Origin of the sequence: Prosthecobacter sp., assembly GCF_046154365.1 — a bacterium.
In the GTDB taxonomy this organism is placed as follows: domain Bacteria; phylum Verrucomicrobiota; class Verrucomicrobiia; order Verrucomicrobiales; family Verrucomicrobiaceae; genus Prosthecobacter.
Genome location: NZ_JBJXFV010000184.1, coordinates 1 through 4,010, shown reverse-complemented (window position 1 = coordinate 4,010; position 4,010 = coordinate 1). Strand labels below are relative to the sequence as shown.

At 60.3% G+C, this 4,010-nt stretch carries 5 protein-coding genes; 4 read left to right on the top strand and 1 reads right to left on the bottom strand.

The window, feature by feature from the left end; translation table 11 throughout:
* Both ACKVY0_RS23970 and ACKVY0_RS23965 read left to right on the top strand, forming a co-directional pair.
* Nucleotides 1–409: hypothetical protein (locus ACKVY0_RS23970; protein WP_409217390.1), on the top strand; the 409-nt coding region annotated here is incomplete at its 5' end.
* 376 nt (nt 410–785) lie between these two features.
* Nucleotides 786–2,066 carry an MFS transporter gene (locus ACKVY0_RS23965; protein ID WP_409217389.1) on the top strand — a complete coding sequence of 427 codons (1,281 nt, stop codon included), beginning with the start codon at nt 786–788 and terminating at the stop codon, nt 2,064–2,066.
* 16 nt (nt 2,067–2,082) lie between these two features.
* On the opposite strand, the gene ACKVY0_RS23960 is transcribed toward ACKVY0_RS23965, so the two are convergent.
* A complete protein-coding gene (locus tag ACKVY0_RS23960) occupies nt 2,083–2,964 on the bottom strand; it encodes an FHA domain-containing protein (RefSeq protein WP_409217388.1) in 882 nt (293 codons plus the stop codon).
* Nucleotides 2,965–3,078: 114 nt separating this feature from the next.
* On the opposite strand from ACKVY0_RS23960, the gene ACKVY0_RS23955 reads away from it, so the two are divergent.
* Nucleotides 3,079–3,363: a hypothetical protein gene (locus ACKVY0_RS23955; RefSeq protein WP_409217387.1), complete on the top strand. Its 285-nt coding sequence runs from the start codon at nt 3,079–3,081 to the stop codon at nt 3,361–3,363.
* A complete protein-coding gene (locus tag ACKVY0_RS23950; protein ID WP_409217386.1) occupies nt 3,356–3,898 on the top strand; it encodes an NUDIX domain-containing protein in 543 nt (180 codons plus the stop codon). The genes ACKVY0_RS23955 and ACKVY0_RS23950 overlap by 8 nt, the downstream gene beginning before the upstream one ends.
* The last annotated feature ends 112 nt before the right edge of the window (nt 3,899–4,010 follow it).

The following is a 4,010-nucleotide window of genomic DNA, read 5'->3' as shown; positions in this document are numbered from 1 at the left end:
GCTCTATGTTGATCTTTATGACAGTTGGAATGGCGGCATGCCGGAGGACACCATCATGGGTGGCACATTCTTCAGCACAAACACGCAGTTGGCTTTTGGCCTGCCAGTCCTTGGTGGCGGCTCGACCACCACCTTCGACGTTTCAATCACGGCCACGCAGTTGAGCATCATCATTGGAGATGGTCCAAACGGCGGCTACCAGATCACTGTGGACGTGCCATCTACGATCCTGATACCGAATCCGGTTCAGATCGCATTCTCCATTAACTTCAATGACCTGCGTTGGGGCGGTTCCGGCTCGAGCTTCGGACTTTTAGCTTTGGGTGAAATTCATGCCACGCTGCTGATGGGCATCGGTGAGTTCCTCGAAGTTCTTTGGAGCGATCTCCTAGCTTTGTTCAACGGTTGATGGAGTTCCGAGTATTCGTCATCATCACGCTTAGCACGGCGGCGGCGCTCACGCCGCCTTCACCAAGCTTGGTGGTGAGACAAATCCACCAGTCCACCTAGTGCGGCACCGACTGGAGATTCACGACAAAAGATGCACGTATCAAACTCAAGCGTCTTTACCCAGCAGCTCTGATGGTTTGAACCACTAGCGATCAAAGTCTTGCGAGACCACCCGAGTAAACTGAGCCTGCGCCGCAAACGCCGCCGCGCCTCTCTCGATCCCAACTTCCGTCTCGAATTCCTCGGAGTTATTCATGCGTAAGCCCTGATCGGAACTCCTCTCCATCAGCAAACCTCTTGCCATTCACTCCGCGCTGCGAAAGACTCGCCCCCGCATGAGCCAGCCAGCCACTCCTGAAATCACCCGCCTGCGGGATCTTTCGCCGCAGCAACGCCGTTCCGGACTCGCCGCATGGCTGGGCTGGATGTTTGACGGACTCGATATGCATCTCTACACGCTGGTGGCCACGGCGTTCGTGGCGCAGCTCATGCTGGTGCCGGAGAGTGATCCGACGGTGGGCATGCATGGTTCGATCATCCAGGCGGCCTTCCTCGTCGGCTGGGCCGTCGGTGGAGCGTTCTTTGGGCGCATTGGCGATGTGCTGGGCCGCAGCCGGGCGCTGACGCTGACGATTCTGACCTACGCCTGCTTCACCGGGCTGTCGTTCTTCGCGCAGGAGTGGTGGCACCTCATGATTTTCCGTTTCCTGGCTGCGCTCGGCATCGGTGGCGAGTGGGCGGTGGGCGCGTCGCTGCTGTCGGAAACCTGGCCGAAGAAATGGCGGCCATGGATCGCCGCGACGCTGCAAAGCGCCGTGAACTGCGGCGTGCTGCTCGCCTGCTTCTCCGGCTGGCTGCTCGCGGGCAAGGAGCCGCGCTACATCTTCCTCATCGGCATTCTGCCGGCTTTGATCACGTTGTGGATTCGCAAAGCGGTGCCGGAAACCGAGGAATGGACGGCGGCACGTGAAGGCCAGGAGGTGCCGAAGATCAGCGCGCTGTTCAGTCCTGCCGTGCGTGGGGTGACGTGGCGGGTGATGCTCATCTGCGCGGTGTCCTTGACCGCACACTGGACCTTTCTGTTCTGGCAGCAGAAGCATGTACTCAGTCTGCCGGAGATCACCTCGCTGGACAAAGCGGGCAAGGATGCCGCCGTGGTGACGGGCCTGATGTGGATCATGTTTGGCTCACTCGTCGGCAACTACATCGCCGGTGGTCTGGCGAAACTCTTCGGCTATCGCAACGCCATCGTCAGCCTGATGCTCGCGTATTTTGCGATCATGTACCTCTCCTTCTCGCAAACGTGGAGCTGGGAGGCGACGAAATGGCAGTTCGCCGTCATTGGCGCGTGTCAGGGCGTGTTTGGTCTCTTCACCATGTGTCTGCCGCCATTGTTTCCCGTGCTGCTGCGCACCACCGGCTCCGGTTTCTGCTACAACATCGGTCGCATCGTCGCCGCTGGGGGCACGGTGTTCTTTGGCATCTTCGAGAAGGTGGGCGACTTCCGCACCGCGCTGTTGTACGCCGGATTTTTGTTCATCCCCTCCGCCGCAGTGGCCCTGATGCTGCCGTCCGAGCCAAAAGAGGCCGATGGCGTGGCGAGTGCGGTGGACTGAGCATGCAGAAACTGCCTCAGCCCGCCTTGGCCGCCCCCGGCGCGTAAAATTTGTGCTTCGTCGAGAAACCTTCCACGGCGCATTCACCGGCTAAGTGGACTTCTCGTTCCGCCCCCATTTTTTTCATGGCGGCTTCGCTGAAGACGACGTTTTGCTTCAAGCCGGCGGCCACTTTTTCAATGCGGAAGACGAAGTTCACCTCGGGGCCGTGCAGATTAAGTTCGTTCATCGTCGGCACGGTACCGAGCGCGGCACCGCCGAAGTGCAGGACGAGACGGAAGGGCGGATTGGCCTTCAGTTGTGCTTCGTAGAGCTTCGCCACAGCCTGCCGCACCTGGATGGCGCCATCTTCGGTGTCGTCCCAGTAGCAGAAGAAGCCGTCGCCGAGGTACTTCGACATGTGGCCGCCGCATTCGTCGATGATCTGGCGGCAGTTCTTGAACCAGGTGCCCGTCATGCGCGGAAATTGCGCGCCGGGGAGTGTCTGCGCCATTTGCGTGGAGCCGATGATGTCCGCCACCATCAGCCAGCACTGTGCCTGACGGATGTGGATCATGGTGGAGGCCATGACCTGCTGCCCGCCTGGATGCATGGCGCTGAGGATTTCCGTGCAGAACTCCAGCTCGCTGGAGGCGATGCGGATGATGTCGCCGTTGTGCAGGCGCACCGACTGCGAGATGCGGCGGCCATTGACACAGGTGCCGTTCGCGCTGCCGAGATCGACCAGCCAGAACTCCCGCTCACCCTGGGCCTGGATGATCGCATGGCGGCGCGAGACCTCATGGTCCGCCAGTTGCAGCGAGTTGTCCGGCGAGCGTCCGATGCTGGACGTCCCGTTCAAATCATGGCGCTCCCCGTCGGGAAGGCGGAGCCAGGACTGGAGGAGGTTGTTGCTCATGGGTTGGATTAACGCGCATTCTGGCAAAGGATAGCGTCCAAGCCAAGAGACGTTGTGAAGAAATCGTGCCGGTCATGTCTTGTCTTCGCCACGTCGATCTGAGAGCATTCTGGCATGCCAACGGACTCAACCACCGCCCTTCACGTGCTGTTCAACCAGACCGAGGCCGGGCTGTGGTTCGTCATCGCACTCGCTCTCATTGTGCGGAGCCGCATGAAAATGCCCTGGCGCTGCCTGCTGCCGTGCGCCTTCGCGGTGTTCGGCATTTCAGACCTCATTGAGGCACAAACCGGGGCGTGGTGGGAGCCATGGTGGCTGTTCGTGATGAAAGCGGCCTGCGTGCTGGTCTTTCTGCTGGCATGGCGGGCGCATCGGCGGCAGGGAAAGCCGCATGGCTGACTCCCCCTTCAAGTTTTGCAGCAACTGCGGCAAAAACGACTGGATCATCAAAGGTGATCGCGAGTTCGTGTGTGCCGCCTGCGGGCATCGCCACTTCATCACCTCCATCCCCGCCGCCGTGGCGCTCATTTTGGATGCGCAGGACCGCATCCTCATCACCCGCCGTGCGCATGAGCCCGGCCTAGGAAAACTCGGCCTGCCCGGCGGCGTCATCGAACCCGAGGAAACCGGCGAGATGGCCGCCGCCCGCGAAACGCAGGAGGAAGTCGGTCTGAATCTGCCTGCGAGTGCTTACACGTATTTTCTCACACTCAACAACCGCTACCTCTTCCAAGGCTACGAATGGCCCACACTCGATCTGTTCTTCCTCGCACGCGTGCAGGATTTCAACGATGTGGTGATCCAACCCTCCGAGGTCATGGAGTTCATGATCTGCCCGCTGCATGACGTACCGCTCGCTGACTTTGCCTTTGCATCTAACGCCGAGGCAATCAGGCGGCTACGGGCGCATCAAACCAGCGGTCGTGCTCTTTGATGAGGTCGATGAGGCGCTCGACGGCTTCCCCTTCGGGGATGTTGAACTTCACGGCGGTCTTGCCGACGTAGAGATTGATCTTGTCGGGTGCGCCGCCGACGTAGCCGAAGTC

Coding starts and splice junctions, on each gene's coding strand:
- ACKVY0_RS23955 (WP_409217387.1), top strand. CDS start 3,079: ATGCCAACGGACTCAACCACCGCCCTTCACGTGCTGTTCAACCAGACC.
- ACKVY0_RS23950 (WP_409217386.1), top strand. CDS start 3,356: ATGGCTGACTCCCCCTTCAAGTTTTGCAGCAACTGCGGCAAAAACGAC.
- ACKVY0_RS23960 (WP_409217388.1), bottom strand. CDS start 2,964: ATGAGCAACAACCTCCTCCAGTCCTGGCTCCGCCTTCCCGACGGGGAG.
- ACKVY0_RS23965 (WP_409217389.1), top strand. CDS start 786: ATGAGCCAGCCAGCCACTCCTGAAATCACCCGCCTGCGGGATCTTTCG.